The sequence below is a fragment of the Paenochrobactrum glaciei genome (genome assembly GCF_039522165.1).
Taxonomy (GTDB): Bacteria; Pseudomonadota; Alphaproteobacteria; order Rhizobiales; family Rhizobiaceae; genus Paenochrobactrum; species Paenochrobactrum glaciei.
This window is the reverse complement of the sequence record NZ_BAAADE010000001.1, coordinates 1,051,483-1,075,008: the sequence shown is the minus strand read 5'-3', so window position 1 is coordinate 1,075,008 and position 23,526 is coordinate 1,051,483. Positions and strand designations below refer to the sequence as shown.

21 protein-coding genes, 1 tRNA gene and 1 other RNA gene are annotated in these 23,526 nt (G+C 51.1%); 11 read left to right on the top strand and 12 right to left on the bottom strand.

Annotation, left to right across the window (positions count from 1 at the left end; all coding sequences use genetic code 11):
* Nucleotides 1-3 precede the first annotated feature (3 nt).
* Entirely contained in the window at nucleotides 4-762 is a 759-nt protein-coding gene (locus tag ABDZ76_RS05015) for a molybdopterin-synthase adenylyltransferase MoeB (RefSeq protein WP_343802129.1), read from the top strand.
* Here the strand turns inward: ABDZ76_RS05015 and ABDZ76_RS05010 are convergent.
* The 6 genes from ABDZ76_RS05010 to ABDZ76_RS04985 all read right to left on the bottom strand — a co-directional run bounded on the left by ABDZ76_RS05010 (nucleotide 759) and on the right by ABDZ76_RS04985 (nucleotide 8,494).
* Nucleotides 759-1,727 (bottom strand): 2-hydroxyacid dehydrogenase, encoded by a 969-nt coding sequence (locus tag ABDZ76_RS05010; RefSeq protein ID WP_343802126.1) that lies wholly within the window; start codon nucleotides 1,725-1,727, stop codon nucleotides 759-761. The genes ABDZ76_RS05015 and ABDZ76_RS05010 overlap by 4 nt on opposite strands.
* A complete protein-coding gene (locus tag ABDZ76_RS05005) occupies nucleotides 1,724-3,358 on the bottom strand; it encodes an ABC transporter ATP-binding protein (protein WP_343802123.1) in 1,635 nt (544 codons plus the stop codon). The genes ABDZ76_RS05010 and ABDZ76_RS05005 overlap by 4 nt, the downstream gene beginning before the upstream one ends.
* Nucleotides 3,355-4,491: an ABC transporter permease gene (locus ABDZ76_RS05000; protein WP_343802120.1), complete on the bottom strand. Its 1,137-nt coding sequence runs from the start codon at nucleotides 4,489-4,491 to the stop codon at nucleotides 3,355-3,357. Before ABDZ76_RS05000 ends, ABDZ76_RS05005 begins: the two co-directional genes overlap by 4 nt.
* Complete coding sequence (locus ABDZ76_RS04995; protein WP_343802118.1) at nucleotides 4,491-5,588, bottom strand: microcin C ABC transporter permease YejB; 1,098 nt, start codon at nucleotides 5,586-5,588, stop codon at nucleotides 4,491-4,493. The genes ABDZ76_RS05000 and ABDZ76_RS04995 overlap by 1 nt, the downstream gene beginning before the upstream one ends.
* 159 nt (nucleotides 5,589-5,747) lie before the next feature.
* Entirely contained in the window at nucleotides 5,748-7,589 is a 1,842-nt protein-coding gene (locus tag ABDZ76_RS04990; RefSeq protein WP_343802115.1) for an extracellular solute-binding protein, read from the bottom strand.
* Nucleotides 7,590-7,735: 146 nt separating this feature from the next.
* On the bottom strand, nucleotides 7,736-8,494 hold the full coding sequence (locus ABDZ76_RS04985) for a c-type cytochrome (protein ID WP_374844588.1): 759 nt from the start codon (nucleotides 8,492-8,494) through the stop codon (nucleotides 7,736-7,738).
* Between the two features lie 228 nt (nucleotides 8,495-8,722).
* Here ABDZ76_RS04985 and ABDZ76_RS04980 point away from each other — a divergent pair, with 228 nt between their 5' ends.
* Both ABDZ76_RS04980 and ABDZ76_RS04975 read left to right on the top strand, forming a co-directional pair.
* Complete coding sequence (locus ABDZ76_RS04980) at nucleotides 8,723-9,460, top strand: 3-deoxy-manno-octulosonate cytidylyltransferase (RefSeq protein WP_343802111.1); 738 nt, start codon at nucleotides 8,723-8,725, stop codon at nucleotides 9,458-9,460.
* Nucleotides 9,461-9,484: 24 nt separating this feature from the next.
* Nucleotides 9,485-10,363 carry a prephenate dehydratase gene (locus ABDZ76_RS04975; protein WP_343802108.1) on the top strand — a complete coding sequence of 293 codons (879 nt, stop codon included), beginning with the start codon at nucleotides 9,485-9,487 and terminating at the stop codon, nucleotides 10,361-10,363.
* Nucleotides 10,364-10,400: 37 nt separating this feature from the next.
* On the opposite strand, the gene nudC is transcribed toward ABDZ76_RS04975, so the two are convergent.
* Nucleotides 10,401-11,348 carry an NAD(+) diphosphatase gene (gene nudC / locus ABDZ76_RS04970; RefSeq protein ID WP_343802105.1) on the bottom strand — a complete coding sequence of 316 codons (948 nt, stop codon included), beginning with the start codon at nucleotides 11,346-11,348 and terminating at the stop codon, nucleotides 10,401-10,403.
* Nucleotides 11,349-11,379: 31 nt separating this feature from the next.
* On the bottom strand, nucleotides 11,380-11,784 hold the full coding sequence (locus ABDZ76_RS04965; protein ID WP_343802103.1) for an HIT domain-containing protein: 405 nt from the start codon (nucleotides 11,782-11,784) through the stop codon (nucleotides 11,380-11,382).
* 70 nt (nucleotides 11,785-11,854) lie between these two features.
* Here ABDZ76_RS04965 and ffs point away from each other — a divergent pair.
* From ffs to ABDZ76_RS04940, 5 genes are all read left to right on the top strand, one after another.
* Nucleotides 11,855-11,951: signal recognition particle sRNA small type (ffs, locus tag ABDZ76_RS04960), an RNA gene on the top strand.
* A gap of 134 nt (nucleotides 11,952-12,085) precedes the next feature.
* A complete protein-coding gene (locus ABDZ76_RS04955) occupies nucleotides 12,086-13,936 on the top strand; it encodes a DNA polymerase III subunit gamma/tau (protein WP_343802100.1) in 1,851 nt (616 codons plus the stop codon).
* A gap of 63 nt (nucleotides 13,937-13,999) precedes the next feature.
* On the top strand, nucleotides 14,000-14,323 hold the full coding sequence (locus tag ABDZ76_RS04950) for a YbaB/EbfC family nucleoid-associated protein (protein WP_184221312.1): 324 nt from the start codon (nucleotides 14,000-14,002) through the stop codon (nucleotides 14,321-14,323).
* 70 nt (nucleotides 14,324-14,393) lie between these two features.
* Nucleotides 14,394-14,999, top strand: coding sequence for a recombination mediator RecR (gene recR, locus ABDZ76_RS04945; RefSeq protein WP_343802093.1), 606 nt, complete (start codon nucleotides 14,394-14,396; stop codon nucleotides 14,997-14,999).
* A 94-nt stretch (nucleotides 15,000-15,093) separates the two neighbouring features.
* Nucleotides 15,094-16,305 (top strand): lytic murein transglycosylase, encoded by a 1,212-nt coding sequence (locus ABDZ76_RS04940; RefSeq protein ID WP_343802090.1) that lies wholly within the window; start codon nucleotides 15,094-15,096, stop codon nucleotides 16,303-16,305.
* 4 nt (nucleotides 16,306-16,309) lie between these two features.
* Here ABDZ76_RS04940 and ABDZ76_RS04935 read toward each other — a convergent pair whose 3' ends face one another.
* Nucleotides 16,310-17,188, bottom strand: coding sequence for a LysR family transcriptional regulator (locus ABDZ76_RS04935; RefSeq protein ID WP_343802087.1), 879 nt, complete (start codon nucleotides 17,186-17,188; stop codon nucleotides 16,310-16,312).
* 110 nt (nucleotides 17,189-17,298) lie between these two features.
* Here ABDZ76_RS04935 and ABDZ76_RS04930 point away from each other — a divergent pair, with 110 nt between their 5' ends.
* The gene (locus ABDZ76_RS04930) at nucleotides 17,299-18,318 is read left to right on the top strand and encodes a YeiH family protein (protein ID WP_343802084.1); all 1,020 of its coding nucleotides are present in this window, start codon (nucleotides 17,299-17,301) and stop codon (nucleotides 18,316-18,318) included.
* Between the two features lie 79 nt (nucleotides 18,319-18,397).
* Here ABDZ76_RS04930 and rpsA read toward each other — a convergent pair whose 3' ends face one another.
* From rpsA to aroA, 3 genes are all read right to left on the bottom strand, one after another.
* Nucleotides 18,398-20,098 (bottom strand): 30S ribosomal protein S1, encoded by a 1,701-nt coding sequence (gene rpsA, locus ABDZ76_RS04925; protein ID WP_343802081.1) that lies wholly within the window; start codon nucleotides 20,096-20,098, stop codon nucleotides 18,398-18,400.
* Between the two features lie 205 nt (nucleotides 20,099-20,303).
* Nucleotides 20,304-20,945, bottom strand: a complete 642-nt coding sequence (gene cmk / locus ABDZ76_RS04920) for a (d)CMP kinase (protein WP_374844587.1) — start codon at nucleotides 20,943-20,945, stop codon at nucleotides 20,304-20,306.
* Nucleotides 20,938-22,278 (bottom strand): 3-phosphoshikimate 1-carboxyvinyltransferase, encoded by a 1,341-nt coding sequence (gene aroA, locus ABDZ76_RS04915; protein ID WP_343802075.1) that lies wholly within the window; start codon nucleotides 22,276-22,278, stop codon nucleotides 20,938-20,940. The genes cmk and aroA overlap by 8 nt, the downstream gene beginning before the upstream one ends.
* A 330-nt stretch (nucleotides 22,279-22,608) precedes the next feature.
* Between aroA and ABDZ76_RS04910 the strand changes: the two genes are divergently transcribed.
* On the top strand, nucleotides 22,609-22,980 hold the full coding sequence (locus ABDZ76_RS04910; RefSeq protein WP_343803113.1) for a TIGR02300 family protein: 372 nt from the start codon (nucleotides 22,609-22,611) through the stop codon (nucleotides 22,978-22,980).
* A 221-nt stretch (nucleotides 22,981-23,201) separates the two neighbouring features.
* Nucleotides 23,202-23,277, top strand: a tRNA-Ala gene (locus ABDZ76_RS04905).
* The last annotated feature ends 249 nt before the right edge of the window (nucleotides 23,278-23,526 follow it).

Sequence of the window (23,526 nt, the reverse complement as noted above, 5' to 3'; positions counted from 1 at the left end):
AACTTGAGCAATTCCCCTTTTTCCGAATTGGAACTGGAGCGCTATGCGCGCCACATTATCATGCGGGAAATTGGCGGTGCGGGTCAGCAGAAATTAAAAAAAGCGCGTGTTCTGGTGGTCGGCGCAGGCGGGCTTGGTTCGCCAATCCTGCAATATCTGGCAGCCGCAGGGGTCGGCACGCTTGGGCTTGTCGATGATGACCATGTGTCACTTTCCAATTTGCAGCGGCAGATTATCCATGACACGGCTGCTATCGGTCAGCCGAAGGTGGAAAGTGCGCTGCGTTCTATTGCGCGGCAAAATCCGCATATATCGGTTGAAGCCCATTGCCTGCGCTTGAGCCATGACAATGCCAGCGCATTGATCGAAAATTACGATATTGTCGTTGATGGCTGCGATAATGCTGAAACGCGCTATATGCTGGCCGAAGTTTGTGAAGTGCTTGAGCGCCCGCTTGTTTCAGGTGCCATCGGCCGTTTTGACGGCACGGTTACGGTGTTGATGCCCTATGTAAAAGATGAGACAGGCAGGCTCAATCCGCGTTACCGGGATTTGTTTCCGGTGCCGCCGCCTGCAGGCTCAGTGCCTGCTTGCGCAGAGGCGGGTGTATTGGGTGTTTTGCCCGGCATTATCGGCTCATTACAGGCGATGGAAGTGATTAAACTCATTGCCGGCATTGGTGAACCGCTTGTCGGCAGGCTGCTGCTTTATGATGCTTTAGCCTGCCGTTTTGAAACCATTCGCTATAAGCGCAAGCTTTAATACTGATTATTGCGATCGACGATATTTTGCAAAGCTTCGCCGCGCTCGAAAGCTTCAATTTGCTCAATGATTGCCGGCACCAAAGCATTGGCCGAAGAGGCTGCCGCCGCATGCGGGGTGATGGTCACTTTCGGATGTGACCAGAGCGGATTGTCAGCCGGCAATGGCTCTTGCTGGAAAACGTCAAGCGTGACAGCGGACAACATGCCACGATCAAGCGCTGCCAGAATATCGGCTTCATTTTGCGAGCCACCGCGTCCGGCATTGATTAAAATAGGCGCGCCCAGCGGGCCTTCTTCTTTCATTTGCGCAAACATTGACATCGACAGCAGACCTTTAGTGTCTGGTGTGAACGGCAAAAGAGACACAAAAATATCAGCGGTTTTTAAAAATTCTTTGAAGCCTTCAGCCCCGTGATAGGTGGTGACACCATCAAGCTGGCGCTCACGACGGCTCCAGCCTGTAACATTGAAACCGATATTCATCAGTTTTTCTGCGGCATCGCTGCCAAGCACGCCAAGCCCCAAAATACCGACGGTCACTTCGTTGGCAGCTGGCTGGCGGCGGTCTTCGTGCCAGATTTTGTCGCTCTGCTGCTGGCGATAGCGCCCACCTAAACGATGATGGTCAAGCACCTGCCAAACGACATATTCAGTCATGCGCATGGTCAGATCAGGCGAGATAATGCGCACAATCGGCACATCCGGAATAAACGGATCATGAAAAACATGATCAACACCGGCACCCAGCGAGATGATCAGTTTCAGATTTGGCAGATCTTTCAGTGAGCCGGGCTGTTGTTTCCAAACGGCTGCATAATGCACATCCTTACGGTTGAAATCATCATCCGGCAAAACAATGCTTCTGTCTTTGGCTTTACCCGCAAAGCTTTCCTTCCAGATTGCCGGATCCCAGCTGGTGATTGAAAGCAGAATTTTGCCTGATTTTACGTCTTGCTCGCTCATTGATTAACTCCCCCCTTATCAGCAGTTTCCATATGAAAAGCTGCTGCCATCAGTGCTTTAGTATAATCCGTTTCCGGTTCAGAGAAGACTTTCTCTGACGGGCCATATTCCACCGCCTCGCCATTGCGCATCACCAGCACATCATTGGCCAAGGCGCGCACGACTTTCAGATCGTGGCTGATGAAAAGATAAGCCAGATTATGCTTGGCTTGCAAATCGCGCAGCAAATCCACCACCTGCGCCTGTACACTCATATCGAGTGCAGAGGTTGGCTCATCCAGCATAACGAATTTAGGATTAAGCACCATCGCGCGGGCTATGGCGATACGCTGGCGCTGGCCGCCGGAAAATTCATGCGGATAACGGAAGCGGACTTCCGGGTCGAGTTTCACTTCGCGCAAAGCGTCCACCACGCGTTGGTCGCGTTCGTCATGGTTAATTTTTGGCTCGTGTACCAGCAGGCCTTCAGAGATAATTTCACGCACCGGCATACGCGGGCTGAGCGAGCCAAACGGATCTTGAAACACAATCTGCATTTCACGGCGCAGCGGGCGCATATCGGCAAAGCTATATTGATTGATATCGCGGCCATCAAAACGAATATCGCCTTGGCTGGAAATCATACGTGAAAGTGCCAGCCCCAAAGTGGTTTTTCCGGAACCTGATTCTCCCACTACACCTAGCGTCTGACCGGCGCGCAATTCCACATTGATGCCATTGACGGCTTTGACATGGCCGACGGTCTTGCGCATGAAGCCTTTTTTAATCGGGAACCAGACTTTGATATCGCGCCCCTGCATCACAACTGGTGCCGATGTATCGGAGCGCGGTGGCATGCCCTTCGGCTCCGCAGCGAGCAGATGTTTGGTATATTCATGCTGCGGATTGGCAAAAATTTCAGCTGTCGGGCCGCTTTCAACGATTTTGCCCTTGGTCATCACGCAAACACGGTCAGCGATTTTACGCACAATGCCTAAATCATGGGTGATGAATAGCAGTGACATGCCTTGCGACTTTTTCAAGTCAGCCAGCAATTCAAGAATTTGTGCCTGAACAGTGACATCAAGTGCCGTGGTTGGTTCGTCGGCAATCAGCAATTTGGGTTTATTGGCGAGCGCCATGGCGATCATAACACGCTGACGCTGACCACCGGAAAGCTGATGCGGATAGGATTGCAGGCGCTTTTCAGGCTCGCGGATACCCACTTCACGCAACAGTTCCAATGTGCGTTCACGCGCTGCCTTATCGCTCATGCCCTGATGCATTTTCAGGATTTCGCTGATCTGTTTTTCAATCACATGCAGCGGGTTGAGCGAGGTCATCGGCTCCTGAAAAATCATGGTAATGTCGTTACCACGCACTTTTCGCAATTCCGCTTCCGGCATGTTTAACAGGTCTTTGCCTTCAAAGAAAACCTTGCCGCTTGGATGGCTTGCCGGCGGATAAGGCAATAATTTAAGCACGGATAAAGCGGAAACAGATTTACCCGAACCGGATTCGCCCACCAATGCCACGGTTTCGCCTTTGCCGATTTCAAAGGAAACATGATCGACGGCAGTATGCGAGCGGCCTTCCTGATGAAAGGCAACCGAGAGGTCTTCAACGGATAATAATGGTTGCTTATGGCTCATTGAAACGACTTTCGCGGGTCAAAAGCATCGCGTGTGGCTTCACCAATAAAGATCAGCAGCGACAGCATGACAGAGATGACGGCAAAGCCGGTGATACCAAGCCAAGGGGCTTGCTGGTTATTTTTGCCTTGTGCCAGCAACTCACCTAAAGAGGCAGAGCCGGGCGGCAACCCAAAGCCTAAGAAATCCAGTGAAGTGAGGGTGGTGATCGAGCTGTTCATGATAAAGGGCAGGAAGGTCAGTGTTGCCACCATTGCATTGGGCAGCAAATGCCGCCACATGATGGTCAGGTTGGAAACGCCCAAGGCGCGCGCAGCATTGACATATTCAAAGTTGCGGGCGCGTAAAAACTCGGCACGCACCACGCCGACAAAAGCCACCCATGAAAAAAGCAGCATAATGCCCAGCAGCACCCAGAAACCGGGCGGCAGGATAGCCGCAATAATCAGCAGCAGATAAAGCACCGGAATGGACGACCAGATTTCGATGAAACGCTGGAATAATAGATCAACCCAGCCGCCAAAATAACCCTGCACCGCACCAGCGGCAACACCGATAACAGCGGAGGCAGCCGTGAGGACAAGGCCGAAAAGCACTGAAATGCGGAAGCCGTAAAGGGCACGCGCAAACACATCACGCGCCTGATCGTCAGTGCCAAACAGGTTCATATTGCCAAAGGTGCAATTGGGATCATCAACGCCCAGCGGATAGCGCTGGCAGCGCTCTTCTTTGCTGTAAAGCCAGAAGGGTTTTGAAGGGGCGGCTTGCGGGATGGCATCATTGACGGTGCGGTAGGAATAGCGGATTGGCGGCCATAAAGCCCAGCCATTGCTGCTTATTTCATCCTGAATGACCGGATCACGATAATCGGTGACCGCATAAAAACCGCCGAATTTTTCTTCCGGATAATCGATGAGCACAGGTGCTAATAATTCCCCCTTATAGGAGACGAGAATAGGGCGGTCATTAGCGATCAGTTCGGAGCAAAGGGCAGCAATCAGCAGGAACGAAAAAATCCATAAAGAATACCAGCCCCGACGATGCGCCTTAAAATTGCGCCAGCGCCGCTGGTTGAGCGGGGATAAAAAGGCACGTTTTACGGGCTTCGGCTCAGTGGAAACAACATCTGTCATCACACATCCCTCCGCTCAAAATCAATACGCGGATCAATCCACGTATAGGTCAGATCGGACAGCAGGCTGACAAACAGGCCAATGAGTGAAAAGATGAAAAGTGTTGCAAAAACCACAGGATAATCACGGTTAAGAATGGACTGGTAGCCAAGCAGGCCAAGTCCGTCGAGGGAGAAAATGGTTTCGATCAGCAAGGAACCGGTGAAAAAGGCCGAGATAAAGGCACCAGGAAAACCGGCAATCACAATCAGCATCGCATTACGGAAAACATGGCCGTAAAGCACCTGACGCTCATTAAGGCCTTTGGCGCGGGCTGTGGTGACATATTGCTTGCGGATTTCTTCCAGAAAAGAGTTTTTGGTCAGCAAAGTTGTGGTGGCAAAAGCCGAGAGTACAAGCGCTGTGACCGGCAATGCCATATGCCAGAGATAATCGGCGATTTTGCCAAAAAGGCTTAACTGGTCAAAATTCTCGGAGGTGATGCCACGCAGCGGAAAGAGGTCGAAGAATGAGCCGCCCGCAAACAGCACAACCAGCAAAGTTGCAAACAGAAAGCTTGGCACAGCATAGGCAACAATCACGACAGCACTTGTCCATGTGTCGAAACGCGAGCCGTCTTTGAGCGCTTTGCGGATACCGAGCGGTATGGAAATTGCATAAGAAAGGAAGGTCAGCCACAGCCCCAATGAGATGGAAACCGGCATTTTTTCCTTAATATAATCAAGCACGCTGATATCGCGGAAATAGCTGGTGCCGAAATCAAAGCGCATATAGTTCCACAGCATCTGGCCAAAGCGTTCCAATGGCGGTTTGTCAAAGCCGAACTGCTTTTCCAGACTGGCGATAAATTCCGGATCAAGTCCTTGGGCACCGCGATATTTGGAACTGGAGGGGCTTTCAAAACTATTACCCTGATTCATGTCGCCGCCACCGCCTGAAAGACGGTCTAATGCGTCGCCACCTTGTCCGGATAATTGCGCAATCACCCGCTCTACCGGCCCGCCTGGTGCAAATTGCACAACGGCGAAAGAAATTGCCATAATCCCCAGCATGGTCGGGATCATCAGCAATAAGCGGCGTAAAATATAGGCACCCATTTATTCGCCTTAACTGTTGGTTGATGTCGCGGTACATGAAAATATGCACCGCGCATCCTATCTCGTCTTCAATTTTCTTTTATGCGCTCATGGCAAAAAGAAAAGCAACTCATCGGCTCAGTGTAAGCCTTATTCGTTTCCTTTTGGTTGTTAAGGCCGTTAATTGTTTTTTTGTGGCAAAATCCACCATGAGAAAGGATCAATACCGGCATAATCCGGTTGTTTTTCCGGAATACCGAATTTGTTCCAATGAGCGATATTGATAGTTTCTGAATACCATTGCGGCACAACATAGTAGTTCCACAGAAGCACACGGTCGAGCGCATGGGTTGCGGCCACCAGCTCGTCGCGGTCTTTGGCATAAATGACAAAATCAATAAGCTTGTCGATTGCCGGATTTTTGATGCCGGAATAATTGCGGCTGCCTTTGAAATCGGCTGATTTTGTACCCCAAAAATCACGTTGTTCGTTGCCCGGCGAATATGACTGCGCAATGATCGTGGACATCACATCATAGTCAAAATCATTGATGCGCGCCTGATATTGGGTGGCATCAACAATGCGGATAGAGGCATCAATACCGACACGGCGCAGATTGCTGATATACGGATTGAAGATGCGCTCATCGGTCTGGTCTTTGCCTAAAAACTCGATTGTGAAGGTCTGACCGGCGGCATTTTTCAACTTCCCGTCTTTCGGTGTCCAGCCCGCTTCGGCAAAGAGATTGATCGCTTCGCGCAGATATTCGCGTGTTTTTTGCGGTGTATCAAAAACCGGAAGCTTGAACTCTTGCGTGAAAACTTCAGCCGGAATTTCTGCACGTACGGTTTCGAGGATTTCTTTCTCACGCCCTTCCGGCAGGCCGGAAGACGCTAAATCAATACCGGCAAAATAGCTATTGATGCGCTTATACTGGTTAAAAAACATCATGCGGTTGGCGGATTCAAAATCGAACAATAATGTAAGCGCCTGACGCACTTTGATATTATTGAACTTCTCTTTGCGACTATTGAGGAAATAGCCCTGCATACGGCCGAAAGAGTGAATTTCGAAGCTTTTTTTGACGACATCGCCCCGTTCAGCGGCCGGAAAATTATACTGTTCCGCCCAACGCTGCGCTCTGTTTTCCAGACGGTAATCATAGATGCCGCCCTTTTTAAAGGCTTCCCATGTTGCGTCTTCACTGAGGAAATATTCGTATTTGATACGATCAAAATTATTGCGGCCGACATTTACAGGCAGGTCTTTGCCCCAGTAATCATCAACGCGCGACCAGATAATCGTTTTGCCCGGAACGGTGCTTTCGATTTTATAAGCGCTTGATCCTAATGGTTTTTCTAATGTCGGTCGGGTAATGTCACGCGGCTTGCCATTAGCATCTTTACCCTCCCACCAATGTTTTGGCAGGACAACGAGCTGGCCTAAAATCTGTGGCAATTCGCGATTGTTTTTCTGCGAGAAGGTAAATTTCACCTCGCGCTCGCCGGTCTTTTCAGCTGAAACCACATCACCGTAATATTTATTATACATAGGTGATTGTTTCTTCAAAAGATCAAAAGACCAGATCACATCCTCAACGGTGATCGGCTGGCCATCGTGCCAGCGGGCTTTTTCGTTGAGCCTGAACTTCACCCATGAAAAATCATCCGGATATTGAGTGGCTTCGGCAATCAGCGGATACATGGTCGAGCCCTGATCAAGGGCATCGGTCATTAATGTATCGTATAATAAACCGCCGCCAAATTCGACCAGACCGGCAGCTGGCACACCTTGCACCACATAAGGGTTGAGGCTGTCATAGCTGCCGACGCCCACTTGGTTGAGCGTGCCGCCTTTAGGCGCATCAGGGTTCACATAATCATAGCGGGTAAAATTGTTGGCGTGCGCAGGTTCTCCGGTCAGGCTGGTTGCCGTGCGCCATTGCGGCTCATCTGCATATGAGAGTGCGATTGTTCCTGCCCAAACCGCAATGACGGTAGCACCGATCCCCAATAGCCGCATCAAAACGCCTCCATGATTATTGAACTCAGCATTGAGAACAACTTATTGAATTTTGTGGAGGAATAAAGGTCTTCTATGCACAAACTATGCGCAAATAAAAAAAGCCGGATCAAATGATCCGGCTTTTTAAGTCAAACGTGTTTATTTTAGTTGGCCGGAGCTGGCGCAGGCGCTTCCTCAGCTGGCTTTTCTTCGGCAGGTTTTTCTTCTGCCGGTGCAGCTGGTGCTGGCTCTTCTTTAGCTGGTTCTTCAGCCGCCGGAGTTTCAGCCGGAGTTGCATCAGGTGCTTCTGCTGGCTTTTCTTCGGTTGCTGGTGCAGCCTCAGCCGGAGCTTCTTCAGCAGGTGCAGCATCCGCACTTGGCATCGGCACTGGTGTGTCGGCAAGAGTTGCAAGGAAAGCGATCAGATCAGCGCGTTCATTGTCTTTCTTATCACCGGCAAAGCCCATGCTTGTGCCTTTGATGAAGCCTTTAGGTGAGGTGAGGAACTTGTTGAGGTGGTCAAAATCCCACTTATTGCCGCCAGCGGCAAATTCTTTCATCGCAGCCGAATAGCCGAAACCGTCAACTGAAGCAGCCGGACGGTTTACAATGTTGTAAAGGTTTGGACCAACCTTGTTGGCGCCGCCTTTTTCATTGGTATGGCAAGCAGCGCAACGCTTGAAAACGTTCTGGCCGCGCTCTGCATCAGCTGTTTGCAACAAGGTTGCGATAGAAACTTCTTCCTTCTCTGGCGCGCCGCCACCGGCAGCCGGTGCTCCTCCATCAGCAACTTCAATCGCAAAACCGGCTTGTTCCGGTGCTGGCGAATGAAACAGCGAATCAGAAAGAAGGCTTGTTGTCATGACAACAAAAACAGTGGCCAGAAGGGCCATGAAAAATTTGTTAGCTCGGCTTGAATTCATCTGTGGTCAGCGCTCCTCTATCATAACGCTTTCCAAAGCCGGCTTTAAAGACCTCATTTGGAAGGCAAACATCGTTATAAAATCCCCGCATTGGGCGGGAAACTAGGGCTTTTACTTCTTTCTTGCAACACTTATAAGGGGTGCAACACCCGTGACGTTTTGACACTTTATCAACAATGTCCGGCAATCCTGTCTGTTCTGTTCAATTTCTAACGTAAGTTGAAGACCATGAAAACCTTGACGATAATTCCTGCAAGAATGGGTTCCACCCGTTTGCCTGGTAAGCCTTTGGCCGATATCTGCGGCAAGCCGATGATCGTGCATGTGGCAGAGCGCGCCCATGCGGCTAATCTCGGGCGCACTGTTGTTGCAACCGATAGTCCTGAGGTTTTACAGGCGGTGCAGGCGCATGGGCTGGAAGCTGTCATGACACGCAGTGACCACGAATCGGGTTCTGATCGTATTTATGAAGCGCTGCAAACGCTTGATCCTGATGGTCTGGTGGAAGCGGTTATCAATGTGCAGGGCGACCTGCCAACGATTGAAGCCGAGCTGATTATCAAGGCTTTGGCGCCATTGCATGACGGGGCTGTCGATATTGCAACTCTGGGTGTCGAAATTACAGAAGAATCAGAAAAAACCAATCCGAATGTCGTGAAGATTGTCGGCTCTCCGCTGGCACAAGAGAATCGCTTGCGCGCCCTCTATTTCACCCGTGCGACAGCACCGTGGGGCGAGGGCCCGCTTTATCACCATATCGGACTTTATGCTTATAAGCGCGCCGCTTTGGAGCGCTTTGTCTCTTTGGGGCGTTCCTATTTAGAACAGCGGGAAAGCCTTGAACAATTGCGCGCACTGGAAAATGGTATGCGCATTGATGTCGAACTGGTCAGCGGCCAACCTTTAGGCGTTGATACTCCGGCAGACCTCGACCGCGCCCGCGAGATGATCGCTAAAGCGCTTTAATTTTAATTATAGAAAGCATTCCAAATGACACAGACGGCTGTGAAAACGAATCGTATTTCATTTCAGGGGGAAGCAGGCGCCAATTCTGATACCGCCTGCCGTAATATGTTTGAGTTTATGGAGCCACTGCCGTGCCCGACATTTGAGGATGCTTTTAATGCGGTGGAAAGCGGTGCGGCTGATCTGGCGATGATCCCGATCGAAAACACGCTGGCTGGCCGCGTGGCTGATATTCATTATCTGCTGCCATTGGCCGACATGCATATTGTCGGCGAATATTTTCTGCCAATCCATTTTCAGCTGATGGTCTTGCCGGGCACTAAGCGCGAAGACATTAAAAGCGTGCACAGCCATGTGCATGCACTGGGACAATGCCGTAAGGTTATCCGCGATAATGGCTGGAAACCGGTGATTGCCGGTGACACAGCCGGTGCTGCCCGCATCGTGTCGGAAGCAGGGGATAAGTCAATGGCAGCGCTTGCACCGCGCTTGGCGGCTGATCTTTATGGATTGGATATTCTGGAAGAGAATGTCGAAGATTCTGATAATAACGTCACCCGTTTTGTCGTTTTGTCGAAAACCAAAAAATGGGAACCGCGCCCGACAGACGACACCCGCATCATGACCACTTTTGTGTTCCGTGTGCGCAACGTGCCGGCTGCTCTTTATAAGGCGCTCGGTGGTTTTGCGACCAATGGCGTGAACATGACCAAGCTGGAAAGCTACCAGATCGGCGGCGCTTTTACGGCGACACAGTTTTATGCGGATATTGAAGGCCATCCTGAAGATCGTTCCGTGCGCTTGGCACTGGAAGAACTGGGCTTCTTCACAACGGAAATACGGATTTTAGGCGTTTATCGCGGCTCTGATTTCCGCGATACAGTTGCCCTTCCGGCAGAATAATAATCAAAGAGAGCCGGTTTATCCGGCTCTTTTTTATTTATGTGTCCAGACTGGCCCAAGCGGCAATCAGATGGCTGGCAATTGCATTTTTCTGCGGTGTGATCAGCCCGTCAGGATGGGTGCCTGCAAGCATCAGGCGAACTTCATCGCGTGAAAACCAGCGCCCGTCTTCTAATTCGCTCAAATCGACGGTGAAATCATCGGATAAGACTTCCGCGTGGCAACCGATCATCAGGGAATAAGGAAACGGCCAGGGCTGGCTGGCATAATAGCCGACCCGCCCGATATTAAGCCCCATTTCCTCTGCGCTTTCACGGCGCACCGCTGCTTCAATCGTTTCGCCCGGCTCAATGAAACCGGCAAGCGATGAATAGGTGAGTGGTGCAAAATGCGGGCTGCGTGCCAAAATACATTTGTCACCACGCACCGGCAGCATGATCGCCACCGGATCGGTGCGCGGGAACATTTCCGTGTCACAGGCATCGCAAGTTCGCTTAAAACCACCAGCACGCATAGAGGTTTTTTGTCCGCAACGCCCGCAGAACTGGTGGTTTTTATGCCATGCATCAAGGGCAATCGCTTCTGCCATCGCGCCGGTCATGTCGTCGGGCAGAATATTGTCGACATAGATGCTGCGATAGGGAATGGCTTTGAGCGGTTCGCTCAAGGTTTCAGTGTTGATCTGTGCCGTGACAGCCAGCACGGAATAACCATCCTGCAAGCCTAATAAAATGGCATTGTCCAGATCAGGCTGAAAGTCCTGTGCCTTTTCAAGGCTGAAAAGAGCATTTGGATTGGCGAGGTCTGAATAATCCAGCACCAGCTTGCCGCCTTCCAGCACCATCAGACGCGTGTCGCTTTGTGCCAAAGCATCATGGCTTGCCGTATCGCTGCGCTTTTCTGATTGGCGATCAATGCGATTGCCGGCAAAGCCGACCAGTTTGCTCGGTTCATTATCCGGCAATTGAAACAAGGGAAGGGACATGCGCTTGGCTTTTAATGGTTGATTGGAAAAATTATAAAGTGTTGCGGATTTTCTCGATGAGGTTTTTCGCTTCGCTGTCGCTATAGGCAATACGAACACCATGCCCCCAGACGGGGCCCGGCCAGCCGGCATCACCTTCATTGCGCGCGATGACATGGCAATGGAGCTGGCGAACAATATTGCCAAGCGCGCCGGTATTGATCTTGTCGCAGCCGGTGACGTTTTTCAGCGCTTTGGCCACCATGTCTGATTCGAATGTCAGCATGGTCTGATCGAGCGGCGTTAAATTGAAAAGCTCGGTCAAATCAGGGCGACGCGGGATCAGAATCAGCCACGGCCAGCGTTGATCATTCATCAACCGCAGGTCACAAAGACCAAGCGACATGACGGGAAAAGTGTCGGCATTAAGCCTGTCATCGAGAGCGAACTGTTTCATAATGCAATCAATAACAGTTTTTTTTGAACATGGCTTGCTTTTTGTAGCCGAATTGACGATATGAACCTTGGGAGGTTGGTGGTGGACGAGCCACTCGCCAACCGGGTCAGGTCCGGAAGGAAGCAGCCCTAACGAGCAAGGCACGGGTCGCCGTGCCAGCCTCCCACCTTTTCCTTTCTCTTTTTCTTGTGCGGGACACATCTTGTGTATTGGCATCGCAGCTTCAAACTGTGTTAAGCTTTCAATACTCGCCCGAACAATTGATGAAGATACGAGCGAACAGATAACGGAAGGGTCTTGAATGGACACGACATCCGCAGACGGCGCTTATCGCGTTCTGGCTCGAAAATACCGCCCGCAAAACTTTGATGATCTCATTGGCCAGGAGCCAATGGTGCGCACCCTTTCCAATGCGTTTGAAACATCACGCATTGCGCAGGCATGGATGCTGACAGGGGTTCGCGGTGTCGGTAAGACCACAACTGCCCGTATTTTGGCGCGTGCGCTTAATTATCAGTCTGACAGTGTTAATCAGCCGACCATTGATCTGAGTGTTCTGGGCGAACATTGTCAGGCGATTATGGAAGGCCGTCATGTCGATGTGATCGAGATGGATGCCGCCTCGCATACGGGTATTGATGATATTCGCGAAATTATCGAGCAGGTGCGTTACCGTCCTGTCTCTGCGCGTTACAAAGTCTATATCATCGATGAGGTGCATATGCTCTCCACGCAGGCTTTCAACGGCCTGCTGAAAACATTGGAAGAGCCGCCGCCGCATGTGAAATTTATCTTTGCGACCACAGAAATCCGCAAAGTGCCGATCACGGTTCTGTCGCGCTGTCAGCGCTTTGACCTGCGCCGTATCGAATCGGGCACTTTGGCCAAACATTTGCGTAAAATCGCCGGTCTTGAGCAGATCGATGTGGATGATACGTCGCTTGCGATGATTGCGCGCGCTGGTGAAGGTTCGGTGCGTGATTCGCTGTCGATCTTCGATCAGGCTATTGCCCATGGCAGCGGCAAGGTGGAGCCGGATGCGGTTCGCGCCATGCTGGGGCTTGCCGACCGTGCGCGTATTATCGACCTGTTTGAAATGTTGATGCGCGGTGATGTGGCCGGTGTCTTGAAAGAGTTCCGCGCCCAATATGATGTGGGTGCCGACCCTTCTGTCGTGCTGACGGATCTGGCGGATTTCAATCATCTGGTGACACGTCTGCGCTTTACGCCGGATATTGCCGATGATGCGTCGATCTCGGAAGATGAGCGCAGCCGTGGCCGTGATTTCTCTAGCCGTCTTTCCATTCGTGTTTTGTCACGCACATGGCAGATGCTGTTGAAGGGCATTGCGGAAGTAGAAACCGCACCGCGTCCGGTACAGGCTGCCGAAATGTTGCTGATCCGTTTGGCACATGCCGCTGATCTGCCAACATTGGATGAAGCTTTGAAGGACTTGCAAAGCGGTGATCATAATCCGCGGGGGATAAGTTCATCAGCGCCATCATCAGGTGGCGGAAGTGGCGGCGGCGGTCATCAGGCACAGGCTGTGTCTGGCATGGTCATGGCGCAAAGCAATGGCGGTGGTGCGGCACTTACCAGCCATGGTGCTGCCGCACTTAGCAATCATGGCGCTGCCGCGCCAGTCATGCGTCTGGTGGAAAGCACACCCGAACCGGCACAGCAAAGAATTCAACAGCCTGAAATCGAAACCGCACCGGCTGTTTCGCTGAAAAGTTTGGAAGATATTGTTGCACTCGCCGATCAGCATCGTGATGTGCAGTTCAAAATCCTTGTCAAAACCTATGTGAAGCTTTCCAGCATTGCACCGGGGCGCTTGGAAATTGGCCTAACCGATGATGCACCTAAAAGCTTGGCCAGCGATATTTCGCAAAAGCTGCTGAGCTGGACAGGTGTGCGCTGGGTTGTCACGGTTGCGCGTGATGTGGAAGGTAAAACCGTTGCACAGGCAGAAACAGAGCGCCGTGAAAATCTGGTAACCGATGCGCGCGCTGATCCGGATGTTGCGGCCATTCTTGCAGCCTTTCCGGGGGCAAAAATCACCGATGTGCGCATTTCAGCACCGGAAAATTCCGATCTGGATATTGATATAGACGCAGACCTCATCGATATATCTTCGGAAGACGATGAATAATCGATCAGTTTGATTTGGCGTATAAGGCTATGTTCTTATGCGTTGTGAACAGGAGTAATTCTTATGCGTGACATGCTTGGCATGATGAAACAGGCGAAAGAAATGCAGGCTAAGATGAAAGTCATGCAGGAAGAAATCGCCAATCTGGAAACCACTGCAAGCTCCGGCGGCGGTCTGGTTTCTGTGACCCTTTCCGGCAAAGGCACTTTATCGGCGCTTAACATCGATCCTTCATTGATGAAGGAAGGCGAAGGCGAAATTCTGGAAGACCTGATCATTGCCGCACACAATGATGCCAAGGCAAAGCTGGAAGCGCAAATGGCTGAAAAGACCCAGGCTCTCACTGCTGGTCTGCCAATTCCTCCAGGCTTCAAACTGCCGTTCTGATTAGCTAAAATATGCGGCAGTGCAAAAAATGTGCTGCCGTTTTCATGTCTCCTCATTGATTGCATAAACCATGTCCAAACGTATTGCCGGCCCCGAAATCGAACGCTTGATTCAGTTATTGGCACGGGTGCCGGGGCTGGGGCCACGTTCGGCACGTCGCGCTGCTTTGCATCTGATTAAGAAAAAAGAAGCTTTGCTGGTGCCGCTTGGTGGCGCCATGCAGGAGGCTGCCGAAAAAGTTCGTGTCTGCCACACATGCGGTAATGTCGATACGGCGCAGCCTTGCACCATTTGCACCGATCCGCGCCGTGATCCGTCCGTATTGATCGTGGTGGAAGATGTGTCTGATCTGTGGGCATTGGAGCGTGCTGGCACGATGAATGTCGGCTATCATGTGCTGGGCGGGCGTTTGTCACCGCTTGATGGTATCGGCCCTGATGATCTCAATATTCGCACATTGGTGGAGCGCGTATCCGAAGGTGTGATTAAGGAAGTTATTCTGGCGGTGAATGCCACCGTCGAAGGACAGACCACCGCGCATTATATCACCGATCAGCTTTCCGGTTTTGAAGTGAAGGTCACACGTCTGGCACATGGTGTGCCGGTGGGTGGTGAGCTTGACTATCTGGATGAAGGCACGCTGTCGGCGGCACTGCGGGCACGTACCAGTTTTTAGTGAAATTCAGCAAAAAAGGTTCAAATTTATGCAAAATCGCTGCTATTTTTTCAAAGTTTTGCTGCGATTTACCGTGTTTTTGAGTGTTTTTTTGATGTTTTTTGCACATTTTGGTGCTGCTCAGGCGCAAAATAATCAAGCCGCCACTGAAAAAGCTTTTCAGAATTGGCTCGTCAAAGACCTGTGGCCGGAAGCGCAAGCCGCAGGTGTTTCGAGCGGCACTTTCAATAAAGCCTTTGCTGATGTGAGCATCAATTGGAAGCTGCCGGATCTGGTTATTCCGGGTACAAAGCCGACAACGCCTAAACAACAGACACAGGCAGAGTTCGGCGCACCAGCCAATTATTTTAACGCCAAAACCATGCAGCAATTGACCCAAGGCGGGCAGGCGCGGCTGAAACAATATGCCTCTGTGCTTGGGGCTATTGAGAAGCAATATGGCGTTCCAAAACAAACCTTGCTGGCGGTTTGGGGGCGTGAATCCGGCTTTGGCGGGGTGAAAATCCCTTATAATGCTTTTGAAGTGCTGGGCACCAAAGCCTTTATGGCAACGCGTAAGGACATGTTCCGCAAAGAGCTGATTGCAGCGCTGCAAATTGTTGAGCGTAGGCTTATTGATACAAATGCCATGAAAAGCTCATGGGCTGGCGCATTAGGTCAGCCGCAATTCATGCCGAGTTCTTACCTGCAACATGCGGTGGATTTTGATGGCGACGGCAAACGCGACATCTGGAATTCTGTGCCGGATACGCTTGGCTCAATCGCCAATTATCTGCACCATTCAGGCTGGCAGCGCGGAAGGGACTGGGGCTTTGAAGTGGATGTGCCGGCAAGCCTTTCCTGCTCGCTGGAAGGCCCCGATCAGGGCAAGAGCATTGCTGAATGGGCGCGTCTTGGCATTAAACGTGTGAACGGCAAAGCCTTTCCGGCCAATGAGTTAAAAGGTGAAGGTTTCTTGCTGATGCCTGCTGGCCGGCATGGCCCCGCCTTTATCGTGACACCGAATTTTTATGTGCTGAAAGCCTATAATATGAGCGATCTCTATGCCTTGTTTATCGGGCATGTCGGTGATCGTATCGCTTATGGTGCTGATAATTTTAAAACCTCTTGGGGGCCGGTCGGGCATATGTATCGCTCCGATGTGGCCTCTATGCAGAAGAGACTGCAAGGGCATGGTTATGATGTCGGCAATCCTGATGGCTTGGCCGGTTTTAAAACACGCCGTTCCATTGGTCTTTGGCAGAGCAAAGCAGGCTTGCAGCCAACGTGCTTCCCCGATCAGGCTCTGCTGAAGCAAATACGCTAAAGTGTTAGGGCAATAAATCAATCAAGGCTTGCGCGGCTTTGGTGCGATAGCGCTCTTTATGCGAAACCAGTAAAAACTGACGCTGTGGCAGTGCTATGGCAATCCTGATCAGTCGTCCGGATAAGAGATGCGGTGCTGCGGCCAGTTCAGAAATCACCGTTGCATAAACACCCGATTGCACCGCAGAACAAACAGCCTCATTGGAAGGAAGTTCCAGCGCGATTTTCAGTTGTTCAGGTGCAAAACCTTGCGCACGCAAAGCATCTTCATAAACGGCTCTGGTGCCGGATCCTTCCTCACGCAAAATCCATTGTCCGTCTTGCACAAGATCGGCAAAACCAGCTGGCGGATGGGTAATCCATGGATGGTCTTTGCCAACCACCAGAACAAGCTGGTCTTCACCCACACGTTTTATATTTAAGCTCGGTTCATGGATCGTGCCTTCAACAAAGCCTAAATCGGCAATGCCTTCGCGCGTGGCCTCGGCGACACTATGGGTATTGCCGATATGCAGTGCCACATTGATGGCCGGAAAAGCAGCTTTGAAGCGGGCAAGTAAAGGCGGCATCCAATAGCTGGCAATGGTTTGGCTGGCAAAAATAGAGAGACTGCCGCGTTTTAATCCGCCGAGTTCCGACAGGGTCAATTCGGCTGCACGGGCACGCGCCAAGGTGGCGCGCGCTTCATCCAGAAAAATCCGCCCGTCATCGGTTAGTTCAATACGGCGGCCAATCCGGTTGAAGAGGGTGGCGCTATAGCGATCCTCTAATGTGCGGATGGCGGAACTGACAGCCGAAGGCGTCAGATGGAGTTCACCGGCCGCTTGGGTCAGATGTTCTTTCTCTGCAACTGCAATAAAAATGCGGAGCTGTTCCAGTGTCATTACATTACCATCATTCGATTTAACCGAATAAATCATGCCATATAATGAAATGGATTGAACAGATCATTTGTTGCATAAAGTGAGGAAAATAATTCTCGAAGTGTATGGCAATGACAGAAAAATTAAACGCATTTGTTGAAAAAAACTGGCGGGGTGTGCTGCTGAGCAGCGCTGTGGCGCTGGTAGCAGTTGGTCTGGAAATGATCGAAGCTGAAATTTTTGGCCGTGCTTGGCTTGAGGCGCTGGTGCTGGCAATTTTGCTCGGTACTGTCATCCGCTCCACCATACGGCCATCGGCGAAATTTACGGGCGGCATTAATTTTTCCGCAAAAATGCTGCTGGAAATTGCCGTGGTTTTGCTTGGTGCATCAATCAGCACATCGGCCATTGTTGCTGCTGGTGCCGGCTTGATTACCGGTATTGCAGCGGTTGTTATGCTGACGATTGCGGTGAGCTACGGCATCGGGCGCTTGTTACGTTTGCCCTCGAAAATGGCAATGCTGGTTGCTTGCGGTAATTCGATTTGCGGCAACTCAGCTATTGCCGCTGCGGCGCCTGTGATTGAGGCTAAAAGCGATGATGTGGCAGCATCTATTGCATTTACAGCTATTCTGGGCGTGGTGGTTGTGCTGTTATTGCCATTGCTGGTGCCGCTTTTTGATATGTCTTTCACCCAATATGGCGTGATGGCTGGTTTGACTGTTTATGCAGTGCCACAGGTTTTGGCCGCCACAGCCCCTGTGAGCGCGTTGAGCCTGCAATTGGGCACATTGGTCAAGTTGGTGCGTGTTTTGATGCTGGGGCCGGTTATTCTCGTACTGGCGCTCATCTATGGTAATAGTCAGGCAGGATCGCGTCCGGGTTTAAGCAAACTGGTGCCTTGGTTCATTATCGGCTTTTTAGGCATGCTGGCTTTGCGCTCATTGGGAGCCATTCCTGAAGCGCTGCTGCCGGTGATCCAGCACACCGCAACGGTTCTGACAATCATTTCTATGGCGGCATTGGGTTTGGGCGTTGATGTGCGCTCGGTGGCACAGGCCGGTGGTCGGGTCACACTGACAGCTGTTTTATCGCTGCTGTTCTTGGGCGCCATCAGTCTCGGTCTGATCAAACTCTTGCAGATCGCCTGATCGCAAAGCTAATAAGTACAAACAAAAATGCCCGCCGATAGTGATATCGGCGGGCATTTTTTAAAGCTTAATCAGAAGATTAGTTGGTTTCTGATTTCTTCATTGCTGCAGCAAGAATGTCGCCGAGCGATGCGCCTGAATCAGACGAACCGTACTGTGCAACTGCTTCTTTTTCTTCAGCGATTTCGAGAGCCTTGATGGAAACCTGCAATTTGCGGGTTTTCTTGTCGAAAGCGATGACGCGTGCGTCGAGCTTCTGGCCAACGGAGAAACGCTCTGTACGCTGTTCGTCACGGTCACGGGACAGATCTGAACGCTTGATGAAGCTATCCAGTTCGTGGTCAACCAGACGTACTTCCAGACCGTTGTCGGTTACAGCGGTTACTTCACAGGAAACAACTGCGTTTTTACGCAGTTCACCGGAAGTTGCTGCTTCGCCAACGCTGTCGCCGGTCAGCTGCTTGATGCCGAGCGAGATACGTTCTTTTTCGACGTCTACATCAAGAACAACTGCCTTAACGACATCGCCCTTGTTGTATTCTTCGATAACCTGTTCGCCCGGACGGTTCCAGTCGAGGTCGGACAAGTGAACCATACCGTCTACATCGCCATCGAGACCGATGAACAGACCGAATTCGGTTTTGTTCTTAACTTCACCTTCAACGATGGTGTCCTTCGGATATTTCTGAGCGAAGGTTGTCCATGGGTTGTCGAGGGTCTGCTTGAGGCCGAGGGAGATGCGGCGCTTGACCGGATCAACTTCGAGAACGACAACTTCAACTTCCTGTGTTGTGGACAGGATTTTGCCTGGGTGTACGTTCTTCTTGGTCCACGACATTTCTGAAACGTGGATCAGGCCTTCGATGCCGGCTTCGATTTCAACAAATGCACCGTAGTCGGTGATGTTGGTTACAGTACCGGTGATCTTCTTGCCGATTGGGTATTTCGCACCAATGCCATCCCAAGGATCGTTCTCAAGCTGCTTCATGCCGAGAGAGATACGATGCGTATCCTGGTTGATACGGATGATCTGCACCTTAACGGTCTGGCCGATGGTGAGGATTTCCGATGGATGGTTAACACGGCGCCATGCCATGTCGGTAACGTGCAACAGACCGTCGATGCCGCCGAGGTCAACGAACGCACCGTAATCGGTGATGTTCTTGACAACGCCTTCAACAACCTGACCTTCTTCAAGGTTCTGAACGATTTCAGAGCGCTGTTCCGCACGGCTTTCTTCAAGAACTGTACGACGTGATACAACGATGTTGCCACGACGCTTGTCCATTTTGAGAATTTCAAACGGCTGCGGGTTGTGCATCAGCGGGGTTACATCGCGGATAGGACGGATATCAACCTGTGAGCGCGGCAAGAATGCAACTGCGCCGTCCAGATCAACGGTGAAGCCACCCTTAACCTGATTGAAGATAACACCGTCAACGCGTTCGCCAGCGTTGAACTTCTGTTCAAGCTTGACCCAGCTTTCTTCGCGACGTGCTTTTTCACGTGACAATACAGCTTCGCCGAGGGCGTTTTCGATGCGTTCGACGTAAACTTCGACTTCATCGCCCGGCTTCATTGAGCCGTCTTTACCCTTGGCACCAAATTCCTTCAGCGGTACCCGGCCTTCGACCTTCAGACCAGCATCGATGATTGCCATGTCTTTTTCGATGGCAACGATACGGCCTTTGACAACATAACCTTCTGCAAGGTCATTAGATGCAAAAGATTCGGCCAGAAGAGCTTCGAAGTCTTCGCGTGTAGGATTCATTTGTGACATATAAACTCCTGAAGTATCCGTCATATATGTCGGATACCGAGCGCCGGTGGTTCGTGTTTCAAATTGCCTGGCTCCGGTTCTGTTTCCTGAATAAAATCAAGAGACTATCCGGCGCGGTGAACGCGGAGCAAAGCAGGTTTAGTACAAGTCTTCCAATCTTAAACAATAAGACTGGCGTATTTATGATCTGGGCAAACAGATAAAACTAATGACGGGCTAATGCCGCATCTATAAGCTTTTGAGCAGCCAGAAACGCCGCTTCTATATCCATTTTTGTCGTATCAAGCAAGTGCGCATCGCTTGCCGGACGTAATGGAGAATCACTGCGGCCCATGTCGCGCTCGTCACGAAGCTTCAGATCGCTTAAGACTTCATCATAAACGACTTGGCCGCCTTTGGACAATATTTCCTGATAACGACGTTCTGCGCGGGTTTCAGGCGAAGCCGTAACATAGAGTTTGACCGGTGCATCAGGGCAGACAACCGTGCCGATATCGCGGCCATCCAGCACCGTGCCGGGCAGGTTTTTCGCAAAATTTTGCTGTGCTTTGACAAGGGCACGACGCACAGCCGGCATTACCGCAATTTTGGAAGCGGCTTCGCCCACATCGTGAGCAGCCAGCACATTGCGATCAAGATGCTGAAGGCTAACAGAAAGGGCGATCGCTTCCGCGACCGCCTCATCGTTTAACGGCAAAGCCTGATCCAGCATGGTTTTGGCAACTGCGCGATAAGTCAGGCCTGTATCCAGATGATGGAAGCCGTAATGCTCGGCTAGTCTGCGGGCAAGGGTTCCTTTGCCTGAAGCAGCAGGGCCATCAATGGCAATGGTAAAAGCCTTAGTCATCAAACTGAGCTCCTAAACCACGCATCATTTCGAAAAACTCAGGGAAAGATGTGGCAATCATATTGCCATCATCAACGGTTACCGGTTTTTCGGCAGTCATGCCCATCACAAGGAAGCTCATGGCAATACGGTGATCAAGATGGGTGGCGACAGTACCGCCGCCAATGCCTTTGCCACCGGGCGTACCACGCACGGTCAGAGACATTTCACCTTCGGTGCAATCAACGCCATTGGCTTCAAGCCCACGGGCGACGGCCGCCAGACGATCTGATTCTTTGACACGCAATTCATCCAGACCATCCATGATGGTTTCGCCTTCGGCAAAACTGGCAGCAATGGCCAGCACCGGATATTCATCGATCATGGAAGGCGCGCGTTCCGGCGGAACGGTGACACCTTTGAGGTTTGATGCACGAACGCGCAAATCAGCCACATCTTCGCCACCGGCAAGGCGTGCATTGAGAATTTCAATATTCGCGCCCATTTCCTGCAAGGTGGTGATGAGACCTGTACGGGTCGGGTTCATCAAAACATTGCGGATGGTGACGTCAGAACCTTCAACAAGCAAAGCTGCAACCAGCGGGAATGCGGTTGAGGACGGGTCACCCGGTACATCAATGGTCTGGCCGGTGAGTTTGCCCTGACCAACAATATGAATATGACGCACGCCGTCATTGTCGGTTTCAACGGTTAAATCAGCGCCAAAACCTTGCAGCATTTTTTCGGTGTGATCGCGGGTCATCACCGGTTCAATCACAGTTGTGATGCCCGGTGTGTTGAGGCCGGCCAGCAATACGGCAGATTTTACCTGAGCCGACGCCATCGGTACGCGGTAGCGAATCGGTGCTGCAACTTTAGGGCCGCGAAGGGTCAAAGGCATACGGTCGCCGCTTGCGGCTTCGACTTGCACGCCCATCAGGCGCAAAGGGTCGAGAACGCGCGCCATCGGGCGTGAGGTGAGGGATGCGTCACCGGTAAATGTGGTTTTCATATCATAAACACCAACCAGCCCCATGGTGAGGCGGGCGCCGGTGCCGGCATTGCCGAAATCAAATGGTGCTTCCGGCTCAAGCAGGCAGCCATTACCGGTGCCATTGATAATCCACTCATTGCCTTCTTTGCGGATTTGGGCACCCATGGCCTGCATGGCGCGGCCGGTATTGATGATATCTTCACCTTCCAGAAGGCCGGTGATACGGGTTTCGCCGGAGGCGAGGCCGCCAAACATGAAGGATCTGTGCGAGATCGATTTATCACCCGGAATGCGGATTTCGCCTTTGAGCTCGCTCGAGCGGCGGGCGGTTGCAGGTTTCGGGGAAGCAGAATGGGACATGTTCGTTTGTTCGCTTGTCGCATTAAGGGGTCGCTGTCTTAACGACCAGGATTGATAAAAGCGTCGCTTTCCTAGCACAGCTTGGCCACGGGGTCATCCTGCAAAACAAAAACCGCATTTTAAAAGGCCTTTGCCTGAAATAAGGAGGCAAAATACGATAAAAACATGTAGAACATACGATGAAGATGAGGCAATATCGTCTTTGTCTTTGACAAAGGTGTACAATTACGTTTATGCACCGGAAAAACACCGTAAAAGGCGTGTCCTGATGCTTGGCTTCGTGAGGTGCCTGCGCGGACTGCTGTAGCCAGTAAAATGACGAGGCTTGACGTGGCAAAACCTGAACTTGGTACTAAACGTATTGATCCGGAAACGGGTCGTAAATTTTATGATCTCAATCGCGATCCGATTGTTTCTCCTTACACAGGACAATCTTATCCGCGTTCATATTTCGAGACATCTGTCGATCCTCGTGAAGAGGAAGAAGAAGCAGAAGGCGTTGACGTTGCAGCTGACGCACCTGAGTTCATCTCGCTTGAAGATGCCGATGGTGATGTGAAGGATGACGACATTCCTGATCTGGATGATGATGTCGAACTCGACGATGACGGCGACGACACATTCCTCGAAGAAGAAGATGACGAAGATGACATGACCGGCCTGATCGGCGGTGGTGTCAGCGACGAAGACGACGAAGGCTGATTTCGTCCTTTGAGTTAAGTTTCCGGCGGATGTTGATGAACAAATATCCGCCGGAATTCAAAAAGTTATGCACAAAAGTGCAAAGCTTTTACAAGAGTTGAAAAATACCTCTTGATCTTCTTCGCGGCTCGCTTTAAGTAGCCGCCATAGCAAGTTTAAAACTTGCGAATCTTTAAGATGAACACCCGGTTTATCCTGCTTCAAAAGCAGCAAAGATTGATGGGGCCATAGCTCAGCTGGGAGAGCGCTTGCATGGCATGCAAGAGGTCAGCGGTTCGATCCCGCTTGGCTCCACCAAATTTATTTGCCACCTATAATATCGTTATATTTCAATAACTTAGTGTGGTTTTGCCTTGGTGGCTCAGACCAATCCAGACCAATGTTTCAGACCAAGTTTCGTTAAAAAAATAGATGGCATGATTTTATGATTCGCCTACCGTCTCACTGACTGAGTGTGTCATGACAAAATTAATCTGGTTGAGAATGTTGTTTGTCGTTTTTTAAGTGGCACCTATTGGTTAACGTTCAAGGTTTTTGAGACATACA

Bases quoted from the DNA above. Each gene is read 5' to 3' on its own strand.
- recR (WP_343802093.1), top strand. From the start codon at position 14,394: ATGTCCAAACGTATTGCCGGCCCCGAAATCGAACGCTTGATTCAGTTA.
- ABDZ76_RS04965 (WP_343802103.1), bottom strand. From the start codon at position 11,784: ATGAAACAGTTCGCTCTCGATGACAGGCTTAATGCCGACACTTTTCCC.
- ABDZ76_RS04955 (WP_343802100.1), top strand. From the start codon at position 12,086: ATGGACACGACATCCGCAGACGGCGCTTATCGCGTTCTGGCTCGAAAA.
- ABDZ76_RS04975 (WP_343802108.1), top strand. From the start codon at position 9,485: ATGACACAGACGGCTGTGAAAACGAATCGTATTTCATTTCAGGGGGAA.
- ABDZ76_RS05010 (WP_343802126.1), bottom strand. From the start codon at position 1,727: ATGAGCGAGCAAGACGTAAAATCAGGCAAAATTCTGCTTTCAATCACC.
- aroA (WP_343802075.1), bottom strand. From the start codon at position 22,278: ATGTCCCATTCTGCTTCCCCGAAACCTGCAACCGCCCGCCGCTCGAGC.
- ABDZ76_RS04980 (WP_343802111.1), top strand. From the start codon at position 8,723: ATGAAAACCTTGACGATAATTCCTGCAAGAATGGGTTCCACCCGTTTG.
- ABDZ76_RS04930 (WP_343802084.1), top strand. From the start codon at position 17,299: ATGACAGAAAAATTAAACGCATTTGTTGAAAAAAACTGGCGGGGTGTG.
- ABDZ76_RS05000 (WP_343802120.1), bottom strand. From the start codon at position 4,491: ATGACAGATGTTGTTTCCACTGAGCCGAAGCCCGTAAAACGTGCCTTT.
- ABDZ76_RS04990 (WP_343802115.1), bottom strand. From the start codon at position 7,589: ATGCGGCTATTGGGGATCGGTGCTACCGTCATTGCGGTTTGGGCAGGA.
- ABDZ76_RS04950 (WP_184221312.1), top strand. From the start codon at position 14,000: ATGCGTGACATGCTTGGCATGATGAAACAGGCGAAAGAAATGCAGGCT.
- nudC (WP_343802105.1), bottom strand. From the start codon at position 11,348: ATGTCCCTTCCCTTGTTTCAATTGCCGGATAATGAACCGAGCAAACTG.
- ABDZ76_RS04995 (WP_343802118.1), bottom strand. From the start codon at position 5,588: ATGGGTGCCTATATTTTACGCCGCTTATTGCTGATGATCCCGACCATG.
- ABDZ76_RS05005 (WP_343802123.1), bottom strand. From the start codon at position 3,358: ATGAGCCATAAGCAACCATTATTATCCGTTGAAGACCTCTCGGTTGCC.
- ABDZ76_RS04940 (WP_343802090.1), top strand. From the start codon at position 15,094: ATGTTTTTTGCACATTTTGGTGCTGCTCAGGCGCAAAATAATCAAGCC.
- ABDZ76_RS04935 (WP_343802087.1), bottom strand. From the start codon at position 17,188: ATGACACTGGAACAGCTCCGCATTTTTATTGCAGTTGCAGAGAAAGAA.
- ABDZ76_RS04985 (WP_374844588.1), bottom strand. From the start codon at position 8,494: ATGAATTCAAGCCGAGCTAACAAATTTTTCATGGCCCTTCTGGCCACT.
- rpsA (WP_343802081.1), bottom strand. From the start codon at position 20,098: ATGTCACAAATGAATCCTACACGCGAAGACTTCGAAGCTCTTCTGGCC.
- cmk (WP_374844587.1), bottom strand. From the start codon at position 20,945: ATGACTAAGGCTTTTACCATTGCCATTGATGGCCCTGCTGCTTCAGGC.